Origin of the sequence: Citrobacter sp. BIDMC107, assembly GCF_001037575.1 — a bacterium.
GTDB classification, from domain to species: domain Bacteria; phylum Pseudomonadota; class Gammaproteobacteria; order Enterobacterales; family Enterobacteriaceae; genus Citrobacter; species Citrobacter freundii.
Genome location: NZ_KQ089848.1, coordinates 3,269,703 through 3,294,743, shown reverse-complemented (window position 1 = coordinate 3,294,743; position 25,041 = coordinate 3,269,703). Strand labels below are relative to the sequence as shown.

Below are 25,041 nucleotides of genomic sequence, written 5' to 3'. Positions count from 1 at the left end.
TGCGCCTCGTTGCCCGGATAGCTCAGTCGGTAGAGCAGGGGATTGAAAATCCCCGTGTCCTTGGTTCGATTCCGAGTCCGGGCACCACTATTCAAAGAACCCGCCCAAAAGGCGGGTTTTTGCTTTGGAGTATTTCTAAAATTATTCCCATCAAATAACCCCGTGGTAGTAACATCACCACCACAGGGGGTTGCGATTATTCCTTCACCACAATCAGCGGTTCGATATCGCTCTCTTTTTTAATCACCAGTGATTCGTCGCCGCGCAGGCAGGTACCGCCGTAGTTACCGCCTACGGTGAAGGTACAAACCTGAATATATTTACCGGCAATGTTTGGCAAACACCAAAGCTGCTGATAAATGTTCTTCTGCTCGGCAAACTTACCGCTGGTTTTATCCAGTAGCTCTTCCTGATGGCTCACCAGATCGATGTTGCTGCCACAACGTCCTGCAATGGGTTTCACCGCATAACCGGTTTGTGCCAGCTCTTCATTAACAGTGAAATCGGTATCAAGCAGATAGCGGTGGTGCGGGAATAGCTGCCAGAGGATTGGCAATATCGCTTTGTTGCCTGGGATCACCGTCCACAGAGGTTCGAAGACCAGCACTTCCGGGCGCAGCAACACGTCGATTAAACGCACTTCCTGATTCGTATGCCCGGTACGAATTGGTACCGCGGCGTACTCTGTTTCGCTGACCTCTCGCACCTGCTCAATCGCGGTTTCCCACGCCCAGGTTTTCCAGACACAGTTCACCAGGCGACCGTCATCGTCAATCAGTTGACCGGCGTCATCCCAACGTAGCTCATCGAGGCCACGCAGAATTTTGCTGTCAAACCCGGCCTGACGCAGCGCCTGCTGCATAAACTGCGCGTGATAGTTTTCTTCGATATCCTTATCCTGCATGATGTGGACAAACGGACGTGCGCGGCTGTGCTTCCAGGCACCCGCCAGTTCGTTGATCAACCCTTCAGCCGGATTGTGTCCCTGCCCTGTGTAGCCCCGCTCAGCCCATCTTTCGAGAATCAAACCGGCTTCGGTATGGCACGATGCGGAATCGGCGTTGTACTCATACACCTTCAGTCCGCGTTCATCCATACAGAAATCCATACGACCCGTAATCATATGATGCCGACGACGCTGCCAGGAAAGGCGCAGGCGCGGCCAGAGGATTTTCGGAATATCGAACAGCGCCAGTAAGTTATCGTCTTTCAGCACCTTGTCGGTCGCGTGCAAGTACATCAGGTGCAGCTCGTTAGTGGCTTTGATCAGCTCCTGTTCGGCACTTTCGGTAATGGTGAAGTACTGATGCGGATCCTGATTAATCACATGCCCATTCGCCAGCACGTAGGCTTTTTGCAGCGGATCCTGTTCATCCAGCCATTTACCGTCAAACTGCCCGTTATCTTCCAGTCGCGCGCCGCCAATTTTCAGCGAGTCACTGGCGATCTCCGGCTGCGGCAGGCTGTAACGAGTATCCTCGGTCTGGATCATCCATCCAAGGATGGTGGTGTCGTCAAAGGTATCCCGCAGGGTGTAGCAACCGTTTTCAACCACCATCTCCAGCTCGCGGGTCCACTGCTGTCCGGGAGGCAGCGGCGTATGGAGCACGTTCTGTTCGGCAATACGGATTTTGTTTTCCAGCAACTGGGTAACGACCGCCACATGCCCGGTATCTTTAAATTCGCCGCCTTTTTGCCAGATAAGCAACGCGCCTGCTACCGGTGCGCGGGGTGAACCATTGGGAAATGCCTGTAACGGCAGGATATTGTCATTCACCACTTCACGCAGGAAGCGTAAGGAGAAGATCTCCCAGGCCATGCCTACATCGGTGAAGACCACACCATAGTTAAGGAACAGAAAGCGGCGTGCGAATTCCACGCACTGCCATTTGTGGCCCATGTATTCGTCGTCGATATAGCTGCGAAATGCCGCATCATCGTCGTAGTCCCGCGGGTCGAGGGAGCTGTAATCTGAAGAGTAGATTGCTACGCCACCTGGGGCGTAGCCCAATAATGTCCCGAATGGGGCATCCTGACTGGTCGTTCCTTTGCTCATGCACCTTACCTCAAAACAATACAGCCTGAGCAGGTTGGCGTGAATTTTTCGCTCTGATTGCCTGCTCTGCGACACTAACCGGACAGAGGTCGACATCATCATACACCTCAACGCAGCGGCTGGCGCTCAGAGGCGAAAAATTCACAACAGGAACTACACCTGAGTAAGGATTACCGGTACGCTTTTATAGGCCGGAGTCAAACTTTGTGTATCCACCGCGTCCAACGAGAGCAGGACATTCGCTTCAGGCAGATACGCGCCAATTGAGCCCGCCGCCATGTTGTAAATCACCACCGTTAAACCGTACATGATGCGATCCGCGCAGGGCTGACCGTTGTCGTCCAGCGCCTGAACGTTGACCACATCACCCTGGCTCAGACCGCGGCTCATCGCTTCTTCAGCGCTTAAAAACACCACATCCCGACGACCGGTAATGCCACGATAGCGATCGTTCATACCATAAATCGTGGTGTTGTACTGATCGTGGCTGCGTAGCGTCGCCAGTATCAGCGTATCGGCAGGCTGATTTTCCCGCTCTACCGCCCGCTGATGGCTGACGATAAAGTTGGCTTTGCCATTCTCCGTTCGCCATTCACGGCGCGAAGCAGGCGTATCCATACGAAACCCGCCCGGTTCAGCAATACGGGCGTTGTAGTCGTGGAACGCCGGGATCACGGCTTCAATGGCATTACGGATCAGCGCGTAGTCCCCGGTCAACGCTTCCCAGTTTACCGGCGAAAGCGGCAGCGTTGCGCGCGCCATGCCCGCCACAATCGCGGGCTCGGATTTTAGCCAGCGGGAAGCCGGCTTCAGCGCGCCACAGGACGCGTGGACCATCGACATTGAGTCTTCGACGGTCACAGACTGAATGCCCGTAGCTTGCAGATCGCGCTCGGTTCTACCCAACGCGGGGAGCAAATAGTTGTGTTTTGCCAGCAGCAGGTGCGATCTGTTCAGTTTGGTCGCCACATGGACCTGCAGATCCAGATTTTTCATCGCCGCAAAGGTACGCTGCGGCTGGGGCATCGCCACCGCCAGATTGCCACCCATGCAGATGAGCGCTTTTGCATCGCCCCGCTCGATGGCCCGAATACTCTCCACGCTGGAACGACCATGTTTGCGCGGAACACGGATAGAAAAATACGTCTCAAGGCGTTGCAGGAAATCTTCGGACGCCGCTTCGTTGATCCCCACAGAACGATCGCCCTGCACGTTAGAATGACCGCGCAACGGGCAGATCCCCGCCCCAGGCTTACCTATATTGCCTTTCAGCAGCAGCAGGTTTACCAGTTGCTGGACGTTCTCAGTGCCGTTTTTATGCTGGGTGATGCCCAGGCCGTAACAAACAATCGTGGCGCGGGATTTACTGTAACTGTGCGCCAGATCTTCCATCTGACTGCGCGTCAGACCCGAGTCCTGTTCCAGCTCCGCCCAGCTACGCTGGCGTAAGTCATCATACAACGCGGCATATCCAGCGGTATGCTCTTCGATAAACGCATGATCGAGCGTCGGCTGCTGCTCCAATAAGATCCGCGCTTCGTCCATTTCGATTAGCGCTTTCATGATGCCTTTGAGCAGCGAAGCGTCACCGCCAATTTTTACCTGGTAGTAGTCGTTGCTCAGCGCCGTCGCCTGACCAGTGAACATCTCTTTCGCGCTTTGCGGGAAGCTAAAGCGCTCAAGCCCCCTTTCGTTCAGCGGATTAATGGAGATAATTTTAGCCCCGCGTTTGGCAACGTCGCGTAAGGTGGTCAGCATGCGCGGATGGTTAGTGCCAGGGTTATGCCCGATACAAATCACCAGATCGCAGTGGTCAAAGTCCTCAAGTTCAACGGTTCCTTTTCCAAGGCCAATGGCCGGCGTTAGCCCTGCGCTGGTCGGTCCGTGGCACATATTTGAGCAATCAGGGAAGTTGCTGCTGCCATATTCGCGGGCAAACAGCTGATACAGGAACGCTGCCTCATTTGACGTTCTGCCGGAGGTGTAAAACTCAACCTGTTGTGCTGAATCATAGCTGCGCAGACGCTCGCCGATCTCCTGGAAGGCGATATCCCAATCCACCGCCTGCCAGGTATCTGATGCGGCATCGTATTTCATTGGATGCGTCAAACGACCGATATTTTCCAGTTCATAATCGCTGTAATGCCAGAGTGTGGAAACCGGATGACGGCTGAAAAATTCCGGTGACGCTTTCTTGTTGGTTGTCTCCCAGGAGACCGCCTTAACGCCATTTTCGCACAGCTCCATCGGTGCCCGATGGCCAGGGTCCGGCCATGCACAGCCCGGACAGTCGAATCCTTTCACCTGGTTCATTTTAAACATCGCGATAATGTCGCGGGCGACAGCCTTTTGCGAAAACAGCGAAGCAGTGACGGCTTTTACCGCGCCCCACCCACCCGCCGGGCCCTGATAACCGCTTACTCCTGGAACACCCTTTTTCATTATTACTGCTTATTCACCGCCAATTTTTGATGGTGAATACGGTAGCAATTTCCGTGCAACAATGATTTCCTCTTCATGGAGTACGGGCCAGGTACAATGAACGGGTTAGATTTATCTTCCCCTTTCAGCACAAAACGGCATAAAGTCCCAATCTGTTAAATTCAGTTCTACCTGGCTGCTACACTGCATCAAACAACCACTCAGAAGGCAGGTCACTATGTCAGACAATACCTATCAGCCCGCGAAAGTCTGGACGTGGGAAAAATCGAACGGCGGCGCATTCGCCAATATCAACCGCCCTGTTTCCGGCGCTACACACGAGAAAACGCTGCCGGTTGGCAAGCATCCCCTGCAGCTCTATTCGCTGGGTACGCCAAACGGGCAGAAAGTGACGATTATGCTGGAGGAGTTGCTGGCGCAGGGCGTGAAGGGCGCGGAATACGATGCCTGGATTATCCGCATCGGCGATGGAGATCAGTTTTCCAGCGGCTTTGTTGAGGTGAATCCGAACTCGAAGATCCCGGCACTGCGTGACCACTCGCAAAACCCACCGGTTCGCGTATTTGAATCTGGCGCAATCCTACTCTATCTGGCGGAAAAATATGGTTATTTCTTGCCGCAGGATTTGGCAAAACGTACTGAAACGCTAAACTGGTTGTTCTGGTTACAGGGTGCTGCCCCGTTCCTTGGCGGTGGCTTTGGTCACTTCTATAATTATGCGCCGGTTAAAATTGAATACGCGATTAATCGCTTCACCATGGAAGCCAAGCGCTTACTTGACGTGTTGGATAAACAGTTAGCGCAGCATCAGTTTGTCGCCGGAGATGAATACACCATTGCCGATATGGCAGTCTGGCCGTGGTTTGGCAATGTGGTTCTGGGTAACGTGTACGACGCGGCAGAGTTCCTTGATGCAGGAAGCTACAAGCACGTGCAGCGCTGGGCAAAAGAGATTGCGGCGCGTCCGGCGGTTAAGCGTGGTCGTATTGTGAACCGCACCAACGGACCTCTGAACGAGCAGCTTCATGAACGCCATGACGCCAGCGACTTCGATACCAATACCGAAGATAAGCGCCAGGCTTAAAATGCCTGATGGCGACGCCGGGGCGTCTTATCAGGCCTACAAAGATGTCATGCCGTAGGTCGGATAAGGCGTTTGCGCCGCCATCCGGCACAAAATCACGCGCTGGTGACGTCGTACTCCATACGGCGAAGTGCGTCTAACGTGGCTTTAGCTTCATCTTCATCAATGATGCTCATGGCGAACCCTACGTGCACCAGCACCCATTGCCCGATCAGCTCAGCCGTATCACCTTCACAAATCAGGGCAATATTGACATCACGTTTGATGCCGCACACTTCAACCTGCGCAAGCTGGTGAATATCTTCACCAACGGCCAGAACCTGACCAGGGACTCCAATACACATATCTGACTCCGCCCCATAGCAACCTATGGGTTATTCGACTTCAATACTTTTCACTTTCAGTGAATCGCCCGCATCAACTCGCAGACGATCCCCCTGACAATGTGGACACTGCGCATCATGCTGGGTGATTTCCACAACCTGACTGCAATCCCAGCACCATGCCTGGGGTGGCTTGTAATCAATATGCAGCTCACACCCTTGCGCCAGCGTCCCCTGACAGACGATGTCGAAACTGAAACGCACGGCGCTCTCTTCAACGCAGGAGAGCGCCCCGATTTCCAGCCAAACGCCGGTTACACGTTTGACACCGTGCTGCTCTGCCTGCTGTTGAACAATCTCAACCGCGCTCTGACAAAGGGACAGCTCATGCATTTTCGCAGTTCCGACGACCCAGCAGCAGCGCGCGGCGATTGAGCTGCGGCGCATTTGGATCGCTCACCGGCAGCGATAACAGCATTCGCGCACAATCGTCAGTCAGGCGCACTCCTTCTTGCGCAGACATGCTGTGCGAAAGCGGCGACATCAGTGAACAGGAAAGGTATTGTGATACGCCCTCCAGTTCACCAACGGTAAAGGTCATCTCGCCATACGGCAGACGCAGCCCGATTTTTTCGCTGACTTTACGTACCGGCCAGACCTGGTCTGGTCCAGGGAAAATCAGTGCGCTGAGCATCCAGGGTGTGATAACACACCCCGTCCACTGCCCTTCAAACAGCGAAAAATCAGAGACATATACCGGCATATTCGGATGCAAGAAAGAGAGATCGTGCATCGAACGCCGGGCAACCTCTTCAAATGCTGCCTGAATCTGCATCTTCGGGGCCGTCTGAAAACCGACAAACTCCTCAGACATGAGCTGCCTCCCGAGGGATCGCTTCAACACCTGATTCGCGAAGCGCAGCAAGAACCTGCTCAAGCGCAGGTTCAATCATCGCTTCGACCGTTGGCGTTAGCCCGATATGCGGCTCCAGTGATTCCGGAATAATGCCGACTAACGTCAGCTTTTTCGGAAACTCTCCGGTGAAACGCAGGGCCGACAAAACGTCGGCCAGGCCAAGCTGGTGCGGTGAGATTTTGTTGGTAAACAGCGCCGGGATCTCTTCATCCCGCAGGACCATCATCGTTCCTGGCGTGTTTTTCTTCGACACAATGGCGTCAGCAATGATCAGATGATCTCTGTTCGCCATATCGCCGAGAAGCTCCATCCCAGCCGTACCACCGTCCAGAACATCAACAAAGTCTGGCAGGATGTACCGTTGCTCTAATGCCTCAACGATACGTACTCCGATGGCTTCGTCGGTCAGCAAAATATTGCCGACCCCTAAGACTAATATCCGCATTACAGAACCTTAACTGAGACCACTTCGTTCCCGTCAACGTCCACCACATGCACCGCACATGACATACAAGGATCGAAGGAGTGAATGGTACGAACCACTTCCAGCGGTTTGTTTGGATCGGCAATCGGCGTACCTACCAGCGAGCGCTCATACGGTCCCACTTCATCATTAAAGTTACGTGGGCCAGAGTTCCAGGTTGACGGTACAACCGCCTGGTAGTTGCTGATAATGCCATCTTTAATCACCATCCAGTGAGACAGCATACCGCGCGGCGCTTCGAGGAAACCAACACCTTTGAATTCGCCCGTTGCCGGAATATCCGGTTTCACGAAGGTGGTATGGTCGCCTTTACCGATGTTCACGATCAGCGCGTTGTACTGATCCTGCAGAACATTCTGCAGTTCACAGCAGTGAACGGTACGGCCAATAATACGACCCAGCGTAGAGTGCAGCTGAGACACTTCGATAGTTTTACCGGTCAGCTTGGTGTAAATCGCGATGATTTCATTCAGCTTGGCATGAGTAGACTCGCGTTTGGCCGCCAGTTTACACAGCATGTTGGCCAGCGGACCCACTTCAACCGTTTTACCGTAGAAGGTCGGTGCTTTAACCCAGGAGTACTTGCCGTCATCTGACCAACCGGTGTAATCAGGAACCGTTGTACCTTCCCACGGAGCCTGCGGCGCTTCGTCTTTGTACCACGCGTGTTTCGCGCTCTCCTGAATCCCTTTGATCAGGTACTCATCGGAGTGAGAGGTGATCGGACGATAGGTCGACAGATCTTCATTAGTAATGTAACCACCCGGGAACAGGAAGCTGCCGTTTTTACCGTCAGTCGGGAATTCCGGCGCGCTCAGGTAGTTAACCGCGCCCTGACCACGTTCCAGCCATTCAGGGTAGAACGCAGCAATGACCGCGGTATCAACCTTGTAAACATGCTCAACGAAGTCGCTCAGCTTATCAATGAAAGACTTGATGTACATCAGGCGTTCAAGGTTCAGCACACCAAGACCGTCGAGGTTAATCGGGTTAGCAACCCCACCTACCGCCAGGTTCTGGATGTGCGGCGTTTTACCACCCAACAGCGCCACAACGCGGTTGGCATCACGCTGGCATTCCAGCGCCTGCAGATAGTGAGCGACCGCAATCAGGTTCACTTCCGGCGGCAGCTGCATTGCCGGGTGCCCCCAGCAACCGTTAGCAAAAATGCCTAACTGACCGCTGGCAACAAGATCTTTGATCTTGTTCTGAACCTTGGTGAACTCTTCTGCGCTGTTCAGGTGCCAGGAGGACACGCCGTTCAACATGGCAGATGCTTTCGCTGGGTCAGCTTTCAGGGCAGAGGTGATATCCACCCAGTCCAGCGCAGACAGCTGATAGAAGTGAACAATATGGTCATGCGTGGTGTGCGCGGCCAGAATGATGTTACGGATATACTGTGCGTTCACCGGAACATCAATATTCAGCGCACTTTCTGCTGCACGAACGGAAGAGATAGCGTGAGTGGTCGTACAAACGCCACAGATACGCTGCACAATCATCCAGGCATCGCGCGGATCGCGGTTTTTCACGATCTCTTCCATGCCGCGCCACATGGTACCGGAAGCCCATGCTTTAGATACCACGCCATTTTCGATTTCGCAGTCGATGCGTAAATGACCCTCAATACGGGTTACCGGATCAATAGTAATTCTCTGGCTCATGCTTTGCTCGCCTCATGACGATTTTGATCGTTTTGTTTTAAAGGAGGAAGTATCGGCAGTAGACGAATGAGTACGATGTATGCACAAATCTCAATAGCCACAAAACCAATAGAAATCAACAGTTCTTCCCAGGTCGGGAAGTAGTGGTAGCCACCACCAGGATTGAACGCCACCAGCGAATAGGACAGACGCCATGTTGCACAACCCAGCAATGCGCTCAGCGCAGACAGATACAGCATGCGCGAGTCATTACGCAGCTTAGTGACGCGCAGCACCACCAGCGGGAAGACCATCAGCACGACCTCAAGCCAGAACATGGCTGAGTAGAAATCGCCTGCAAACGCATACGACAGCTTGTCGCGATAGATCAGTTCGCCAAAGCGCAGAACCACGAAAATCGCCAGCAGCACGCTGATGGTGTTCGTCAGCTTGATGAACAAACTTTTCTCGTCCGGACCGTTACCTTTCAGACCCGCTTGTACCAGTGAGCCTTCAAAGATGACGATCGAGAAGCCCATAATAAAGGCGGTTAATACCGAGAAAAGCGGCAACATTTCATAAGCTTGCCAAAGCGGATGCACCTTATAACCCGCAGAAATCATCAATGAACCCATTGAAGACTGGTGCATGGTTGGCAGCAGCGCGCCGAGGGCAATAACAAAGAACATCACTTTATTCAAACGCTTGAGAGAAACTTTCCACCCCAGACGTTCAAACAGAGCCGGAGCAAATTCCAGCGCCATGATGCCGATATAGATGGTCATACAGACCGCCGTTTCGAACAGTACCGAATTCACGTTGAAGTGGCCCGGAATGTAGAAATACGGCAGGTTCCAGTAACGACCGACGTCGATGGTGATTGACAGACCACCCAGCGAGTAGCCAAACAGGCTCGCCAACAGCGCCGGACGTACCAGCGGATGGTATTGTCCTCTGTTGAAAACATACACCGCCCACGCCAGCGCCCAACCGCCGCACGCAAAGCCAGTACCAATCAACAGGTCAAACGCGATCCATACACCCCATGGGAAACCGCCGTTCAGATCGGAGACTGAGCCCAGTCCGAAGACCAGACGTTTCACGATCAGGAGCATACACAGGACGATAAGCGGCCCAAAAATAATGACCGGTTTGCTGATTATTTTTCCGCCCAGCGGTTTAGGATCATGACTCATGATCGTCTCCTCCATCGTGATGGTCGTTTTTCGTGTTACGACGAACCAGCACGGTTAAGCCCGCCAGCGCAGCCAGGGGTAATATCATGCCCTTGTACAGGGAATGTTGAACATGTTCGGAACGCGCACCAGTTGAAAGATCATCCAGCTTCGGCAGATCCAAATCCTCGTAAGGAACACCCGTCAGCACCATAACCTGCGTACCACCACCTTCTTTCTCACCGTACAGGTGTGGGTAGTACTTCGGTACCGTATGCAGATAGGTATCGCCTGCTTTCACCGTTTGACGCGGATAGTGGTATTCGCTGCCAGGCTTCAGCGCGAGACGTTTTTTCGCCTCAGCCATCAACTCTTCACGAGTACCAAAAATCACCGCACCGGCTGGGCACACTTCAACACAACCCGGCAAACCGCCTTTGTCCAGACGCTCAACGCCTTTCTGGTTACACAGTTCACATTTGTGAAGCGCACCAAACGGGTTGTTGTAGTCGTACTTAGGCACGTTGTACGGGCAGGCGACCATGCAGTAACGACAGCCCGTGCAGACGTCTTTGTCATAATGGACGATGCCGGTTTTCGGATCTTTCTTCAGCGCGGAGACCGGGCAAACGGAAACGCAGTTCGGATCAACACAGTGCATGCACTGTTTCTTGATGTATGCGTAGCCATTTTCTTCCTGGTCTTTGTTCACGCCTGTTCCGCTACGCCACACCTGGATGATGTTATTGGTATACGGAGACAGTTTGTCGTTGTTCGACCAGGTTTGCTCGCCTTCCGGGTTACGGGCCGGGAAGTTGATATCCTGACACTTGGTGACACAGGCCTGGCAGCCTACGCACAGCGTCGAGTCATAGAGCATCCCAAGAGAACCCGGGATCGGCGGACGGTTTTCTGCAGCCGCATGACTGATGGACGGCGCTGCGCCCAACAGCAATGCCCCGCTGGAGGCTGCTTTAATAAAGTTACGTCTGTTCACGGTTATTCTCCCCGTGAGTCAGCGTTATCTTTCTTTTGCTGACGCCCCAGTTCACGTACCGCCATCACGCTGACGCCGGCAACCAGTCCTACTACGCCACCCAGCAGTCCAATCGCTCCGGCAGATACATTACCGCCTTCTTTCATATTGACGTCAGGCTTCTCGGAACGCGGCGTTTGGTTTTCCACATGAGCAAGCTGGTGAATACCTTTATGGAAACCGACGCCTTCTTCGTTACAGCCGTAGCAAGGGTGACCAATAGCCACCGGCCACACGCCGCCAACGTCGCAGAATTGCAGCGTTGAACAGTTGCCGTAGGTTTCTGGCCCTTTACAGCCCAGATGGTAGAGGCACCAACCTTCACGGTGGCCTTCATCGCCAAACTCTTTCGCAAAACGACCAGCATCGAAGTGCGGGCGACGTTCGCAGTGCTCGTGAATCAAACGGCCATAGGCGAATGTCGGACGGTTTTTGGTATCCAGCTTCGGCGGCTTACCGTAAGTGATGATATGCGCGACCGTTGCGAGGAAGTTATGCGGGTTCGGCGGACAGCCGGGGATGTTGATGATGGTTTTGCCTGGCAGAACTTCTTGCAGGCCGACGGCACCCGTTGGGTTAACGCCAGCGGCAGCAACACCACCCCACGCGGCGCAAGAGCCGATGGCAATGATAGCGGCTGCGCCCTCTGCGGCCCGGCGGATGTGATCCACGATCGGCTCACCGGCAACCATGCAGTAAATACCATTATCTTTCAGTGGGATAGATCCATCTACTACCAGAACATATTGCCCTTTGTACTTCTCCAGAGCGTTATGTTTGTTCTCTTCAACCTGATGGCCGAAGGCGGCAGAGAGCACCTCATGGTATTCCAGAGAGATTGTCTCCAGAACGAGGTTTTCCACTGTAGGGTGTGTCGCGCGAAGCAGCGATTCAGTACAACCCGTACACTCCTGGGCACCAATCCAGATAACCGGTGGGCGCTGAGGACGAGAAACTGATTCGGCCATTTCTGCGGCGGCTTTGCTACTGAGCCCCATGGTAGCGGCCAGTGCTGCACAAAGCTTCATGAAATCACGGCGATTAATGCCGCTCGAATTGATGAGAGAGTTATCTCCAGTCATTTTATAGTTATTCCGTTGCGAAGACCTGGCTTTTATTTTGCACCATTCGCATGTTGCATATTGCGATCGGCGCGCCATTACCACACTTTTTATATGGTTATGTGCATTATAATACTTCGACGGAGCAACAAAACGAAGGCGTAGGTCAATAGTGTAATTAATTAAAGCAAGATAATACCCCTTTCGGATCAAGCTTCGAGTCGATAGCCAGCCATGAAAAAACGAATTGTTGTACTGGATTGATTCTCTCTAAAGAAATCCATAACCATCTCTTTATCCAGTCCATAGCGACGCGTGAGGATGCCCGCTTCCCACGCGCTAAGCTGTCGATCGCCCGTTTTTTCAAACATGCGATGTGAAAATCCCAACACAAAACCACGCTTATAATCCGCACAAAAATTCGCCACTGAGCGTGCGCTGTCCGCACTTGAGGCGTTTAATCCGGCCATCAGGCCTTTTCCAAAATGGTTGTCCATGCATAACCTCCAATCGCTATATAATAAATTATATAGCGATTTTTTGAGCAAAAACCAGAGGTATCACGAACTTTTTATGCCAGCTTAAAAGGACACCCATTCATCCGTTTTAGCTGCCGCAGACGTTTTGTTGTCTGCTGAAGGGGAAGCAGTATTAGCAGCGGCGTATTGCACATCATTCGCTGAGAGGCGGAACTGTTGCACCGAGCGTTGCAGTTCCTCTGTTTGGCGTTCCAACGCCACGGCAGCGGCGGAGACTTGCTCTACCAATGCAGCGTTCTGTTGCGTTACGCTGTCCATCTGCGTGATCGCCACGCTCACCTGCGAGATGCCCTTATTCTGTTCTTCCGAGGCTGAGGCAATTTGCTTCATGATGACCGTCACTTCGGTGGCACCGCGCAGAATTGCCTCCATGGTTAATCCCGTTTCTTTAACCAGACGAGCCCCCTGGTCGACACGACGCGATGACTCGCCAATTAGCGTCTCAATCTCTTTCGCCGCTCCGGCGCTGCGACTGGCAAGGTTGCGTACTTCACCGGCAACGACGGCAAAACCGCGCCCCTGCTCGCCTGCCCTGGCAGCTTCAACTGCGGCGTTCAGCGCCAGAATATTGGTCTGAAAAGCAATACTGTTAATAACTGACGTGATTTCCGCGATCTGTTTAGAGCTGGCGGCAATACCATCCATCGTCTCAACCACTTCTGAAACCAGCGTGCTCCCTTTACCTGCCGTTTCTGTGGCCGTATCGGCAAGCTGGCTGGCTTCACGCGCATTTTCAGCGTTCAGTTTTACCGTTGCGGTCAGTTGCTCCATGCTGGCAGCGGTCTCTTCCAGCGCCGCGGCCTGCTCTTCAGTACGTGAGGAGAGATCGTTATTACCGGTGGAAATTTCCGTCGCCCCTCGCCAGATGTTGTCACTACCTGAACGGATGGTACTGACGGCTTCGCGCAGGCTGTCCTGCATCGCGCACAGTAACGGCACCAGTTGACCCACACAGTTACGACCAAAATCTTCAATGGGATGGCTGAGATCGCCCTGCGCAATCTGCTGGAACTGCTGACGAATACGTCCCAGAGGTTTCACCATCATGGAAACAAGGTAGCGGTCGGTAAAGAACAGTAGGGCAATACCGAGGATAACAGCAGTAATAATTAACGTTCGGATGATAGACGTTTTGCCATCGACCATCACACGGGTGGTATCAAGCCGCTCTCCTGCCGTGGCGTTAAAACGCTCGGCACTGGCGCCAAATTCACGGCTCAACGCTGGCGTAACGGTACTGGCATGTTCCGCAAAGGCCGTGAGCGTGCCCTGCTTTGCCAACTGCATTTGCGGGATCACGCCATTGTCCAGCAGCGCCTGCCACTTCGTCAGTACCGCCGCGGCAACTTCCGGATCCATGGGGCCTGGAGACAATGTTTTCATCTCCTGGAGTTTTTTACTCATATTCTCCAGGGACTGCTGAGCCGGCGCAAAATCAGGCGTTCCGCCGCTCATTTTGACATCCATGGCGCGACTTAAGCGCGTTACGAAGCGAAAGTACTGATCGTTACCCTGACTGAGAACCGTCATCTGATGGACAAGATGGCGGTCAATATCATTGCCTTCAGATATTTTTGATAACGAATGAAGACTGAATAAACCCACGCCCGACCAGAGCAGGCAGAAAAGTCCCAGTATTGCCAACATGACAATACGAATAGTGAAGTTTTTCAGCAAACGCATAATAATTTCCTTGCCGTTGATGAGGAATTCGCCATCAGGCGATACTTATCCTTGTTATCGGCAGGCAGTAGAGAAGATATAATGCGTTCTTTATTTTTTTACTTTCTTAAGTACATCCACTATCTCTCCACCCTATATCAATATGAATGCTAATGAAATTAGGTAGCATTATTATTCAGGTAATTAATTAAAAGCATTAAATAATCTATTGTTTTCTATCGCAAATATTTATCAAACCACGCAAGGGTACGTTCCCAGGCTAATTCAGCGGTAGCTTTATCATAACGAGGGGTAGAATCATTGTGAAAGCCATGATTAACACCGGGGTAGATATATGCTTCATAGACTTTCTTATTCGCCTTTAGCGCCGCTTCATATGCAGGCCATCCCTCATTAATTCGGGTATCTAATTGCGCATAGTGCAGTAATAAAGGCGCGCTTATTTTAGGGACATCTGATGCAGGAACCTGACGCCCATAAAAAGGCACCGCGCAGGCCAGTTCAGGGAAAGCCACAGCTGCGGCATTCGACACACCACCACCATAGCAAAATCCGGTGATACCTACCTTTCCCGTCGTCCCTGAATAATGCTGCATAAATTCAATGGCGGCAAAAAAGTCGTTCATTAACTTTACGGGGTCAACCTGCTGCTGCAATTCCCGACCTTTATCATCATTGCCTGGGTATCCCCCTACCGAACTTAACCCATCAGGCGCGAGTGCCATAAAGCCCGCCTTCGCCACCCGTCGCGCCACATCTTCAATATACGGATTCAGCCCACGATTCTCATGCACTACCACCACCGCCGGAACTTTCCGCGTCACCTTCGTTGGTTTAACCAAATACCCCCGCACGTCACCATGACCTTCAGGCGAGGGATAGGTAATATATTCCGCCAGAATATCGGGATCGGTAAATTCTACCTGCGTTGCGAGAGCGTAGTTGGGTTTCAATAAATTGAATAAGGCCAATGCCGTCATGCCACCCACTGCATATTTCGCTGCCATATTGAGAAACTCGCGTTTCGTTATTTTGCCATGAGCGTAATAGTCATAGTAATCGAGCAGTTCTTGCGGAAAATCTTTGGCAGTCAAACGCGGCATCGTCGCACTCCTGATTGATGTTTTTTTAAGCAAAGCACAGTGACCTGTTTTTGCCCAGTTTTTCATCTCAGTGTGACCTGGTGAACGGGATATTCACCGTGAACCCGCTAGAATAGAAACGTTGTTTCGAAATTCACCTGCACTAAGGAGATCTCATGGCCTGGTTTGCCAATCCTGAACGTTACGAACAGATGCTCTATCGCTACTGTGGGCGCAGCGGTTTGCGCTTACCCGCTCTATCGCTGGGTTTATGGCACAGTTTTGGGCACGTTCAGGCGCTGGATTCACAGCGAGCCCTGTTGCGTAAAGCATTTGATTTAGGCATCACGCATTTTGATTTAGCCAATAACTATGGGCCGCCACCAGGCAGCGCAGAAGAGAATTTTGGCCGATTACTGCGCGAGGATTTTGCACACTATCGCGATGAACTGATTATCTCCACCAAGGCAGGCTATGACATGTGGCCAGGGCCATACGGTTCTGGCGGTTCGCGCAAATACCTGCTCGCCAGCCTCGATCAGAGCCTGAAACGCATGGGCCTCGACTATGTCGATATCTTCTACTCGCACCGCGTCGACGAAAATACGCCAATGGAAGAGACCGCCTCAGCCCTGGCCCACGCCGTACAGAGCGGTAAAGCGCTGTATGTCGGCATCTCATCCTATTCGCCAGAGCGTACGCAGAAAATGGCCGAGCTGATGCGGGAATGGAAAATTCCCCTGCTGATCCACCAACCGTCTTACAACCTGCTTAACCGCTGGGTAGACAGCAGCGGCCTGCTGGATACGCTGGAATCCAATGGCATGGGCTGCATCGCCTTTACGCCACTGGCTCAGGGACTGCTGACGGGGAAATACCTTAACGGCATTCCGGAAGGTTCACGCATGCAGCGTGAAGGGAAAAAAGTTCGTGGGCTGACGGAAAATATGCTGACGGAAGAAAATCTTAACAGCCTGCGGTTGCTCAATGAGATGGCGCAACAGCGTGGACAGTCGATGGCACAAATGGCCTTAAGCTGGCTGCTAAAAGACAACCGGGTGACTTCGGTATTAATTGGCGCCAGTCGACCGGAGCAACTGGAGGAAAACGTTCAGGCGTTGGCGAACCTGACGTTCAGCACCGAAGAACTGGCGCAGATCGATAAGCACGTCGCGGACGGTAAGCTGAACCTGTGGCAGGCCTCATCTGACAAATAGCCGTATGTAACATCGTGCCGGGTGACAGCGTTAGCCTCCCCGGCACGTAATACGGGCCAAACAGTCCCCTTCACACCTCTTCCGCTTTGATCTCCGGGCGTTGATACTCCGGCCACACCAGCGCGACAAGCGCGGGATAAGCCTCCAGGCTGAACTCCCTGAAACACTGACGCAGGTTGAGCACGTCCAGGTCGGCATGCGGGACCTTCTCACCGCTCAAACAGCGCTTTTTAATATTGTCGTAATATTTATACACCGCAGAGTTGAGATCGCTACAACGCCGCTGCGCATCAAATAATCCAGGTGTCTCATTCAACTCCACCATTGTCATCCGCTTGATCGTGGAGTGGATAAAATCAATATATTCGTGATTAACGCGCCAATACCAGACCGGCGTAATCGAATTCATCAATACCGAGAAATGGTCCTCGCCTTCTTCTTTACTCAGCATTTCCGGCTGGTTTTCAGAGTGCCCATTTTCGGCATGTCGGTTTTTATTTGCACTGCGCATTAACAAAAGTACCCCGCAGGTCAGCAATAGCAGGGTAATAACAGAATAAAATATACTGTTCATATACTGGCTCCATTTTTTTTGATTTTAAAATTACGCCATGCTATTGTCAACGCGGCCTGGTTTATTTAAAACAACATATCATTGGCATCAAAGGATATTTCAACATGCTTCCCGAGCATCTTGTTCCCTCGCACTTTCACTTATCCAGCCCCGCTACCAATACCAATCCCGTAGATAATAGTGAAAATTTGACTCAGGGAAAGAGAACATTAAGCGATTACGAATCCGATATTTTGATTAGCTCAACGGCTACCGGTCAGTCACGAAATATGCTATTTGAAGAGTGCGACCGTCATTTAAAAGAGCGTCTGTTTCGTGCAGCAAAAATTGAGTCATTCTCTCGCCTGCTCAATTCACTACAAGCAGAAGGCGATATTAACGCACAAGAATTAAGTAAAATTTTGACTCAAAAAACAGCCATCATAAATGAACAGGGCAACAAAATTTGGCTTAATTTAATTACGCGTGAAACCAGCGACCCTATTTTTTATTCTCTGGAAGAGAAATAAAATGAAAGATGTTGAGGATAACAATGTTTATTTGGCTTTAGACAACCATAAAAGCGATGAGTTTGTCTTAAAGCAAAATCTAGCCGTGTTAATTGCCAATAAAAACGCGACGCTGGAAAGCGTTGCTCAGGAGATAGTCTCTATTCCCGCTGCACTGGTGCGGATGAAATGGCAAAATCGGCGTGAAATTTACACGCTACAGGCTAAAGAAGAGATCTACGGTGCCGCGATCGAAGCCATTATGGAGCAGCAACCAGAACTGCGGGACAAAATCATGGCCCGACTGGAAAGCACCTACCAGCATATACTCGCGCGGGAAACAGCCACCTTACGCCTGACACGAAAGCTGTCTGAAGGGAACTACGAACCCACCAGGATAACCACGGTCGCGTTAGACGAGAACAGATAAGAACAGGTATGCGAGAGAGTTGAATCAGGAGATGCACGCCGGGTAAGGCGGCAACCATTACCCGGCAATGAGGAGGATTACTTCGCTTTCACAGTCTCTTCGCCAACCAGACCAATCTTCAGGAAGCCCGCCTGATGCAGCGTATCCATAACCTTCATCATGGTCTCATAATCAACGGTTTTATCTGCCCGGAAGAAAATGGTGGTGTCTTTCTTCCCATCTGTCAGTGCATTTAACTCGCTAATCATGGTGTCATCCGTCACCTGATTGTTGCCAATAAACATACTTTTATCGGCTTTAACAGACAGGTAAACCGGTTTTTCCGGACGCGGCTGCGGCGTGCTGGTGGAGGCAGGAAGATTCACTTTCACATCCACCGTTGCTAACGGTGCGGCCACCATAAAAATGATCAATAAAACCAACATAACGTCGATAAACGGCGTCACGTTGATTTCATGCATTTCACCGTTATCGTCCAGGTTTTCATTAAAGCTCATTGCCATGGAACATTATCCTACACGTAATTTCTGCGCTGCACGTACCGGATGCGCGGATGCGCTTGCGTTCAGGTCCAGATCGCGACTTTGCAGTAACAGCACCTGTGCCGCGACGTCACCCAGCATCGCTTTATAGCTGCCAATCTGACGTGCGAAAATGTTGTAGATAACAACCGCTGGAATTGCTGCGACCAGACCAATTGCGGTCGCTAACAGCGCTTCTGCGATACCCGGCGCAACAACGGCCAGGTTGGTCGTTTGAGTTTGTGCAATCCCGATGAAGCTATTCATGATGCCCCATACGGTACCGAACAGACCGACGAATGGAGAGATAGCCCCGATGGTGGCCAGGTATCCGTTACCACGTCCCATATGACGACCTACCGCCGCCACACGACGCTCCAGACGGAAGCCGGTACGCTCTTTAATGCCTTCGTTATCGTCACTGCCTTCTGACAGTTCCAGCTCGTTTTGCGCTTCGTTAATCAACTGTGCGCCCAGGCTTTTGCCATCGAATCCTGCGGCAATCTCACTTGCCTGATCTAAAGAGCGGGCTTCCGCCAGCAGTTGCTGTTCACGCTTAAGGCGGCGTTTCTGAGTAAAGAACTCAAGGCTCTTACTAAAGAAGATAGCCCAGGTGACCACTGACGCCAAAATCAGCCCAATCATCACGCACTTAACCACGATATCGGCGTGCTGATACATACCCCAGACGGAAAGATCCGTCTGCATCAAATTATTACCCACTCTGTATCTCCAGGACGCAAATCACAAAATCTGAGCGTAATGATATCAAAAAGACGTCGAATTGATAGTCGTTCTCATTACTATTTACATATTGCCGCACCTTTGGTTTCTTTTCCTTGCGCTTACGCAGTAAAAAAGTCACCAGAAGCATTTTGAGATTATTTTCTACTGTATGACCGTTCTGCAGGATGCGTCATCTTTGATTCATGGTAGTTTAGACATCCAGACGTATAAAAACAGGTAAGACAACATGGCAGATAAGCAACTTGAAACCAAGCTCGTTCACGCAGGACGCAGTAAAAAATACACGCTGGGCTCGGTAAATAGCGTGATCCAGCGCGCTTCTTCGCTGGTGTTTGACACCGTGGAGGCCAAAAAGCAGGCCACACACAACCGTGCCAACGGTGCGCTTTTCTATGGACGTCGCGGAACCCTGACGCATTTCTCTCTGCAGGAAGCGATGTGCGAACTGGAAGGCGGCGCGGGTTGCGCCTTGTTCCCTTGCGGTGCGGCTGCCGTTGCCAACACCATCCTCGCTTTTGTGGAGCAAGGCGATCATGTGCTGATGACCAATACCGCCTATGAACCCAGTCAGGATTTCTGCACCAAAATTCTCGGCAAGCTTGGCGTGTCCACCGGCTGGTTCGATCCGCTGATTGGCGCCGATATTGTGAAGCACATGCAGCCGAACACCAAAGTCGTATTTCTGGAGTCGCCCGGTTCTGTCACCATGGAAGTGCATGATGTTCCGGCTATTGTTGCCGCAGTCAGAAGCGTAGCACCTGACGCAATCATCATGATTGATAACACCTGGGCTGCCGGGGTGCTGTTCAAAGCGCTGGATTTTGGTATCGATATTTCTATTCAGGCAGGCACCAAATATCTGATTGGCCATTCCGACGGCATGGTCGGCACGGCGGTATCTAACGCCCGCTGCTGGGATCAACTTCGCGAAAATGCGTATCTGATGGGGCAAATGCTGGACGCCGATACCGCCTATATGACCAGTCGTGGGCTGCGTACGCTGAGTGTGCGCCTGCGTCAGCACCATGAAAGCAGCTTAAAGGTCGCCGAGTGGCTGGCCAGCCATCCGCAGGTCGTCCGCGTGAACCACCCGGCACTGCCCGGCAGTAAAGGGCATGAATTCTGGAAGCGTGATTTCACCGGCAGCAGCGGCCTGTTCTCCTTTGTATTGAATAAGAAACTCAATAATGAGGAGCTGGCCGCGTATCTGGATCACTTCAGCCTGTTCAGCATGGCCTACTCCTGGGGCGGTTTTGAGTCGCTGATTCTCGCCAACCAGCCGGAGCACATTGCGGCAATCCGTCCGCAAGGCGAGGTTGACTTCAGCGGAACGCTCATCCGTTTACATATTGGTTTAGAGAATGTTGACGATCTGATTGCCGATTTGGCCGCAGGATTTGCCCGAATCGAGTAAAATTGCCACAGATGGACATATATGCAGACACTTCTGGTGGAAAAGTCTGCAATTGTTGCGTCCGGGATCAAGGCATCCCGGGCAATTCAGGAGTACAATCCACATATAAACGCTGTTCCACAGGAAAGTCCATGGTAGTCATTCAAGATATTGTCTCCGCGCTCTGGCAACACGATTTTGCCGCACTGGCGGATCCGCACGTTGTGAGCGTGGTGTACTTCGTCATGTTCGCCACACTGTTTTTAGAAAATGGCCTGCTGCCCGCCTCCTTTTTACCCGGAGACAGCCTGTTATTACTGGCAGGAGCGCTGATCGCTCAGGATGTGATGAGTTTTTTACCTACCATAGCTATTCTGACTGCCGCAGCCAGTCTGGGCTGCTGGCTGAGCTACATTCAGGGACGCTGGCTGGGCAACACGCGCACGGTGAAAGGCTGGCTGGCGCAATTACCTGAAAAATACCATCAACGCGCTACCTGCATGTTTGACCAACACGGGTTGATGGCGCTGCTTGCCGGGCGTTTCCTGGCGTTCGTCCGTACCTTGCTGCCAACGATGGCGGGCATTTCAGGGCTTCCTAACCGTCGGTTCCAGTTTTTTAACTGGCTGAGCGGACTGCTGTGGGTCACCGTCGTTACCAGTTTCGGCTATGCGCTGAGTATGATCCCGTTCGTCAAACGTCATGAAGATCAGGTGATGACCTTTTTAATGATCCTGCCGATTGCCCTGTTAACCGCAGGTCTGTTGGGAACGCTGTTCGTGGTGATTAAAAAAAAATACTGTAGCGCCTGAGTATTAGCCGTATGCCGGAGTCACTCCGGCATTTCATTGATGGCGCACAGCTAGCTTTAAAGCCGACAAGAAATCAACTCCCCTGCATCATACGAATTCTTGCCGCATCTTCCCCCGGCGTTACGCCAAAGAAACGTTTGAACTCCCGACTGAATTGCGATGCGCTCTCATAGCCGACGCGCATTGCAGCCGCACTGGCCTTCATTCCATCGTGGATCATCATCATCCGTGCTTTATGCAGGCGATAGCTCTTCAGATATTGCAGCGGCGAGGTACTGGTCACCGCTTTAAAATTATGATGAAACGCCGATACGCTCATGTTCGCCTCTGCCGCCAGCTGTTCTACATTGAGGTTTTCGGTGTATTTGGTTTCAATCCGCTTGAGTACCCGGCTTATCAAACTGAAATGCGTCTGGCGACTTACCAGCGCAAGTAACGCGCCACCACGCGGCCCGGTCAGCACATGGTAGAGGATTTCGCGAATGATCTGTTTACCCAGAATACGCGCATCCAGCGGTCGCTCCATCACATCCAGCAGGCGCTCAGCAGCACAGAGAATTTCGTCTGAGAGCATCGCAGAGTTAATCCCACTGGCAGCCATAGCGGGCTGGAACAGCTCGTCTTCCCCAATGTCCATCAACAGCTCCTGCAATTGCAGGATATCGACATTCAGGTAAATACCGGCCAGAGGAACCTCCGGCGTCGCATACGTTTCACATTCGAAGGGTAAAGGTACGGTTAGCAGCAGGTATTCGTTGGCGTCATAGCGAAATACGCGCTCATTAATGTAACCAATTTTATGTCCCGAAAAGAGAAATATGATGCCTGGCTGATACATGACTGGTGTACGCGCCGCCGGCTCCGTACCGTGTAGCAGGCGGACATCTGGCAGCAGTTCGCTAAGTTTATTTTCATTGTTTTTCAGATGCTTAATTTTATCTGTCAGCAGAAGGCAGATCTCATCACGGTTCATGGGGCACCATTTCATTATCGTTTTTCGACCCTGACATAATGCGCAGATTTATCCGTTTTCTCCAGCAGTCTGTAGAAATGGGCAAGACATCGGCAGAAATGAGCATTGAGAGCAGCGCGGCGGGCGACCACAATGTTCATCATCCGGCAGACACTCTCCTGCCCTCTTTTATTACCCACCAAAGGGAACGAGCAATGAACAACTTTAATCTCCATACCCCAACACGTATTTTGTTTGGTAAAGGCGCGATTGCTGAGCTGCGCGATCAAATTCCTCAGGACGCTCGCGTACTGGTTACTTACGGCGGCGGCAGCGTGAAAAAAACAGGTGTCCTGGCACAAGTTCAGGACGCGCTGAAAGGTCTGGACGTGCTGGAGTTTGGCGGTATCGAGCCAAACCCATCTTATGAAACGCTGATGAACGCGGTAAAAATCGTGCGTGATGAGAAAGTGACGTTTCTGCTGGCAGTAGGCGGCGGTTCCGTGCTGGACGGCACCAAATTCATCGCGGCTGCTGCACAGTACGCTGACGGCATCGATCCATGGCGTATTCTGGAAACCCACGGCAACGACGTAACAAGTGCCATCCCGATGGGCTCCGTATTAACCCTGCCTGCAACCGGCTCTGAATCTAACTCCGGCGCGGTAATTTCGCGTAAAACCACCGGCGATAAACTGGCCTTTATGACCCCGTTTGTGCAGCCAGTATTTGCCGTACTGGATCCGGTTTACACCTACACCCTGCCGCCACGTCAGGTTGCAAACGGCGTCGTGGATGCGTTCGTTCATACCGTTGAGCAGTATGTGACTTATCCGGTCGACGGGAAAATTCAGGATCGCTTTGCCGAAGGCATTCTGCTCACACTGGTAGAAGAAGGTCCGAAAGCCTTGCAGGAACCGGAAAACTACAACGTGCGTGCGAACGTCATGTGGGCGGCAACCCAGGCGCTGAACGGTCTGATTGGCGCAGGGGTACCGCAGGACTGGGCAACGCATATGCTGGGCCATGAGCTGACTGCAATGCACGGTCTGGATCATGCTCAAACACTGGCCATCGTTCTGCCTGCGCTGTGGAATGAAAAACGTGATACCAAGCGTGCCAAACTGCTGCAATACGCAGAGCGTATCTGGAATATCACCGAAGGAAGCGATGACCAGCGCATCGACGCCGCCATTGCCGCAACCCGCGCTTTCTTCGAACAAATGGGCGTACCGACTCGCCTGTCTGACTACGGTCTGGACGGTAGCTCCATCCCGGCGCTGCTGGAAAAACTGCAAGCGCATGGCGGTACGAAACTGGGCGAACATCAGGACATTACGCTTGAGGTCAGCCGTCGGATTTACGAAGCTGCCCGCTAAGGTTTTTTAACCTCCGCCTTTCGTTTTTGGGTATTTATACCAGACTTAAGTCACACCTATGTCACCGGAGTATGTTCCGGTGACAGTCATTAAGGGGAGGAATTATGACCACTCCAACCATTATCAAACTACAGGATGGTAATGTCATGCCGCAACTGGGCCTGGGGGTCTGGAAGGCAAGCAACGAAGAAGTCATCACTGCCATTCATAAAGCGCTGGAAGTGGGGTATCGCTCAATTGATACCGCGGCAGCGTACAAAAACGAAGAAGGTGTCGGCAAAGCAATACGTGACGCAGGCGTGCCACGGGAAGAGTTATTCATTACCACCAAGCTGTGGAATGATGACCAGAAACGCCCCCGGGAAGCCTTGCTCGAAAGCATGGAGAAACTCCAGCTTGATTACCTCGATCTGTACCTGATGCACTGGCCAGTTCCGGCGATCGACCACTACGTTGAAGCGTGGGAAAACATGATCGACCTGCAAAAAGAAGGGCTGATTAAGAGCATCGGCGTGTGCAACTTTCAGATCAACCATCTCCAGCGGCTGATGGATGAAACCGGCGTACCTCCGGTGATTAATCAGATAGAACTTCACCCGCTCATGCAGCAGCGCCAGCTGCACGCCTGGAACGCCACACATAAAATCCAGACCGAATCCTGGAGCCCGCTGGCGCAGGGCGGCAAAGACGTCTTCGATCAAAAGATAATCCGTGACCTCGCAGAGAAATATGGCAAATCACCGGCGCAGATTGTCATCCGCTGGCATCTGGATAGCGGCCTGGTGGTGATTCCGAAATCGGTCACCCCTGCGCGTATCGCAGAAAACTTTAACGTCTGGGACTTCCGCCTGGATAAAGATGAATTAGGCGAAATCGCGAAACTCGATCAGGGCAAGCGTCTGGGGCCAGACCCGGACCAGTTCGGCGGTTAACCCCTTCCCTCCAGCCCGACACTCTCGTCGGGCCTTTACTGATTTGAAATATCAGGAAACAATTCACGCACA

Annotated in this window: 25 protein-coding genes and 1 tRNA gene; 9 read left to right on the top strand and 17 right to left on the bottom strand. The window is 52.2% G+C overall.

All coding sequences use genetic code 11. The features are described from left to right. Window positions 1–11 precede the first annotated feature (11 nt). Window positions 12–87 (top strand) — tRNA-Phe (locus SK39_RS15415). Window positions 88–196: 109 nt separating this feature from the next. Here the strand turns inward: SK39_RS15415 and gss are convergent. After that, the gene (gene gss, locus SK39_RS15410; RefSeq protein WP_048217170.1) at window positions 197–2,056 is read right to left on the bottom strand and encodes a bifunctional glutathionylspermidine amidase/synthase; all 1,860 of its coding nucleotides are present in this window, start codon (window positions 2,054–2,056) and stop codon (window positions 197–199) included. Window positions 2,057–2,209: 153 nt separating this feature from the next. Continuing rightward, the gene (locus SK39_RS15405; RefSeq protein WP_048217169.1) at window positions 2,210–4,498 is read right to left on the bottom strand and encodes an FdhF/YdeP family oxidoreductase; all 2,289 of its coding nucleotides are present in this window, start codon (window positions 4,496–4,498) and stop codon (window positions 2,210–2,212) included. A gap of 217 nt (window positions 4,499–4,715) precedes the next feature. Between SK39_RS15405 and yghU the strand changes: the two genes are divergently transcribed. Beyond that, window positions 4,716–5,582, top strand: a complete 867-nt coding sequence (gene yghU, locus SK39_RS15400; protein ID WP_003846344.1) for a glutathione-dependent disulfide-bond oxidoreductase — start codon at window positions 4,716–4,718, stop codon at window positions 5,580–5,582. Between the two features lie 95 nt (window positions 5,583–5,677). On the opposite strand, the gene hybG is transcribed toward yghU, so the two are convergent. The 11 genes from hybG to yghX form a co-directional block, all read right to left on the bottom strand. Then, window positions 5,678–5,926, bottom strand: coding sequence for a hydrogenase maturation factor HybG (hybG, locus tag SK39_RS15395; protein ID WP_048217168.1), 249 nt, complete (start codon window positions 5,924–5,926; stop codon window positions 5,678–5,680). Between the two features lie 30 nt (window positions 5,927–5,956). Continuing rightward, window positions 5,957–6,298 (bottom strand): hydrogenase maturation nickel metallochaperone HypA, encoded by a 342-nt coding sequence (hypA, locus tag SK39_RS15390; protein ID WP_048217167.1) that lies wholly within the window; start codon window positions 6,296–6,298, stop codon window positions 5,957–5,959. Next, window positions 6,291–6,779, bottom strand: coding sequence for a hydrogenase-2 assembly chaperone (gene hybE, locus SK39_RS15385; protein ID WP_003846342.1), 489 nt, complete (start codon window positions 6,777–6,779; stop codon window positions 6,291–6,293). The genes hypA and hybE overlap by 8 nt, the downstream gene beginning before the upstream one ends. Further along, window positions 6,772–7,266, bottom strand: a complete 495-nt coding sequence (locus tag SK39_RS15380) for a HyaD/HybD family hydrogenase maturation endopeptidase (RefSeq protein ID WP_003024473.1) — start codon at window positions 7,264–7,266, stop codon at window positions 6,772–6,774. The genes hybE and SK39_RS15380 overlap by 8 nt, the downstream gene beginning before the upstream one ends. After that, entirely contained in the window at window positions 7,266–8,969 is a 1,704-nt protein-coding gene (hybC, locus tag SK39_RS15375) for a hydrogenase 2 large subunit (RefSeq protein ID WP_048217166.1), read from the bottom strand. The genes SK39_RS15380 and hybC overlap by 1 nt, the downstream gene beginning before the upstream one ends. Continuing rightward, complete coding sequence (hybB, locus tag SK39_RS15370; protein WP_003024479.1) at window positions 8,966–10,144, bottom strand: Ni/Fe-hydrogenase cytochrome b subunit; 1,179 nt, start codon at window positions 10,142–10,144, stop codon at window positions 8,966–8,968. Before hybB ends, hybC begins: the two co-directional genes overlap by 4 nt. Beyond that, window positions 10,134–11,120: a hydrogenase 2 operon protein HybA gene (hybA, locus tag SK39_RS15365; protein WP_003828357.1), complete on the bottom strand. Its 987-nt coding sequence runs from the start codon at window positions 11,118–11,120 to the stop codon at window positions 10,134–10,136. The genes hybB and hybA overlap by 11 nt, the downstream gene beginning before the upstream one ends. 2 nt (window positions 11,121–11,122) lie before the next feature. Continuing rightward, complete coding sequence (gene hybO, locus SK39_RS15360; RefSeq protein WP_003024486.1) at window positions 11,123–12,241, bottom strand: hydrogenase 2 small subunit; 1,119 nt, start codon at window positions 12,239–12,241, stop codon at window positions 11,123–11,125. A 188-nt stretch (window positions 12,242–12,429) separates the two neighbouring features. Then, window positions 12,430–12,717 (bottom strand): DUF2623 family protein, encoded by a 288-nt coding sequence (locus SK39_RS15355; protein ID WP_003838189.1) that lies wholly within the window; start codon window positions 12,715–12,717, stop codon window positions 12,430–12,432. A gap of 84 nt (window positions 12,718–12,801) precedes the next feature. Beyond that, window positions 12,802–14,442, bottom strand: coding sequence for a methyl-accepting chemotaxis protein (locus tag SK39_RS15350; RefSeq protein ID WP_048217165.1), 1,641 nt, complete (start codon window positions 14,440–14,442; stop codon window positions 12,802–12,804). Window positions 14,443–14,657: 215 nt separating this feature from the next. Then, window positions 14,658–15,545, bottom strand: coding sequence for a YghX family hydrolase (gene yghX / locus SK39_RS15345; RefSeq protein WP_003838186.1), 888 nt, complete (start codon window positions 15,543–15,545; stop codon window positions 14,658–14,660). Window positions 15,546–15,700: 155 nt separating this feature from the next. Here yghX and SK39_RS15340 point away from each other — a divergent pair, with 155 nt between their 5' ends. Then, on the top strand, window positions 15,701–16,741 hold the full coding sequence (locus SK39_RS15340) for an aldo/keto reductase (RefSeq protein WP_003024497.1): 1,041 nt from the start codon (window positions 15,701–15,703) through the stop codon (window positions 16,739–16,741). A 70-nt stretch (window positions 16,742–16,811) separates the two neighbouring features. On the opposite strand, the gene SK39_RS15335 is transcribed toward SK39_RS15340, so the two are convergent. Then, on the bottom strand, window positions 16,812–17,315 hold the full coding sequence (locus SK39_RS15335; protein ID WP_003024499.1) for an ESA_00282 family adhesion-associated protein: 504 nt from the start codon (window positions 17,313–17,315) through the stop codon (window positions 16,812–16,814). 104 nt (window positions 17,316–17,419) lie between these two features. On the opposite strand from SK39_RS15335, the gene SK39_RS15330 reads away from it, so the two are divergent. Both SK39_RS15330 and SK39_RS15325 read left to right on the top strand, forming a co-directional pair. Further along, window positions 17,420–17,824, top strand: coding sequence for a hypothetical protein (locus tag SK39_RS15330; RefSeq protein ID WP_003024501.1), 405 nt, complete (start codon window positions 17,420–17,422; stop codon window positions 17,822–17,824). Between the two features lies 1 nt (window position 17,825). Beyond that, a complete protein-coding gene (locus SK39_RS15325) occupies window positions 17,826–18,233 on the top strand; it encodes a hypothetical protein (RefSeq protein ID WP_003838178.1) in 408 nt (135 codons plus the stop codon). A gap of 77 nt (window positions 18,234–18,310) precedes the next feature. Here SK39_RS15325 and exbD read toward each other — a convergent pair whose 3' ends face one another. Together exbD and exbB are read right to left on the bottom strand one after the other, a co-directional pair. Continuing rightward, entirely contained in the window at window positions 18,311–18,736 is a 426-nt protein-coding gene (gene exbD / locus SK39_RS15320) for a TonB system transport protein ExbD (RefSeq protein ID WP_003024505.1), read from the bottom strand. Between the two features lie 6 nt (window positions 18,737–18,742). Further along, a complete protein-coding gene (exbB, locus tag SK39_RS15315) occupies window positions 18,743–19,477 on the bottom strand; it encodes a tol-pal system-associated acyl-CoA thioesterase (RefSeq protein WP_003024507.1) in 735 nt (244 codons plus the stop codon). 250 nt (window positions 19,478–19,727) lie between these two features. On the opposite strand from exbB, the gene metC reads away from it, so the two are divergent. Both metC and yghB read left to right on the top strand, forming a co-directional pair. Continuing rightward, on the top strand, window positions 19,728–20,915 hold the full coding sequence (gene metC, locus SK39_RS15310) for a cystathionine beta-lyase (RefSeq protein ID WP_048217164.1): 1,188 nt from the start codon (window positions 19,728–19,730) through the stop codon (window positions 20,913–20,915). 131 nt (window positions 20,916–21,046) lie between these two features. Beyond that, window positions 21,047–21,706, top strand: a complete 660-nt coding sequence (gene yghB, locus SK39_RS15305; protein ID WP_003024510.1) for a DedA family general envelope maintenance protein YghB — start codon at window positions 21,047–21,049, stop codon at window positions 21,704–21,706. A gap of 73 nt (window positions 21,707–21,779) precedes the next feature. On the opposite strand, the gene SK39_RS15300 is transcribed toward yghB, so the two are convergent. Then, complete coding sequence (locus tag SK39_RS15300; RefSeq protein WP_048217163.1) at window positions 21,780–22,679, bottom strand: AraC family transcriptional regulator; 900 nt, start codon at window positions 22,677–22,679, stop codon at window positions 21,780–21,782. Window positions 22,680–22,873: 194 nt separating this feature from the next. Between SK39_RS15300 and yqhD the strand changes: the two genes are divergently transcribed. Together yqhD and dkgA are read left to right on the top strand one after the other, a co-directional pair. Further along, window positions 22,874–24,037 carry an alcohol dehydrogenase gene (gene yqhD, locus SK39_RS15295; protein WP_003838168.1) on the top strand — a complete coding sequence of 388 codons (1,164 nt, stop codon included), beginning with the start codon at window positions 22,874–22,876 and terminating at the stop codon, window positions 24,035–24,037. Window positions 24,038–24,141: 104 nt separating this feature from the next. Continuing rightward, window positions 24,142–24,969 carry a 2,5-didehydrogluconate reductase DkgA gene (gene dkgA, locus SK39_RS15290; RefSeq protein WP_003024520.1) on the top strand — a complete coding sequence of 276 codons (828 nt, stop codon included), beginning with the start codon at window positions 24,142–24,144 and terminating at the stop codon, window positions 24,967–24,969. The last annotated feature ends 72 nt before the right edge of the window (window positions 24,970–25,041 follow it).